This is a genomic window from Roseibium sp. RKSG952 (genome assembly GCF_009711355.1).
On sequence record NZ_SMMF01000376.1, the window covers coordinates 1 to 756 of the forward strand.

Consider the following 756-nt stretch of genomic DNA (forward strand, 5'->3'; position numbering starts at 1 on the left):
GGATCTGGGAGGATGCTCTGACGATTGATCCGGCGACCGGTGCGATGCGGATTGCAAATCTGGCTGCTGACGTGATTACGATAGACGGCGCGCCTCCGGTCGAGGACGGTCATCTCGCGATGTTTACCGGTGACGGATTGGCAATTGCGTCAGGTCAGGTGAAAGCGGAGGATCTGCGGGCGAGTTATGACGCGAATGAGCGGCGTTACTCCAATTTGCTGCATCAATTCATGTCGCTGTCTCTCGGGGCCAAATTGGCGCTGGACCCGACCGAGGTGACGCGCATGACGCTCGGTCGCAACGGGTCCGGGGGGGCGCCTGCGCCCGGTGATCCTGTGGGGGCCATCGCCGGGGTGACCGGCCTGCAACTGACAGCGCCATCAGATGCAGGGAGGCCGGTCTATGAGGCGGAGCCCGGCAGAATTGTGTTCGACCGGGTGGATGACATGCTGACGGCTGAGGTGCCTGCAATCTCGGGCACGATTATCCACGCGACCACGCGCGCGATATTTACCGGCTCGGTCGCAATCGGCGCAGGCACATGGTCGATTGCCGCCGCTCCTGGCTACATGCCTGCAGGCGACCTGATCGGGGTCGCCATATTCGACCGGGAATTGAGTGCCGCAGAGACCGCATACGTTTGCGCTCAATATGAAAAAATGGGCGCACGCCCGGAAACTTCCGATGTGACCAGCATGTCCAGCTGGTTCCGGGGCAGGCCTGATCTGACAGCGCTGGATGTCGGCGGCTGGGACA

The 756-nt window shown here is 62.0% G+C and carries 1 protein-coding gene; it reads left to right on the top strand.

The window, feature by feature from the left end; genetic code table 11:
* Positions 1 to 756, top strand: a 756-nt coding sequence (locus tag E1297_RS48905) for a hypothetical protein (RefSeq protein WP_196223105.1), incomplete at both ends; no start/stop codon positions are given.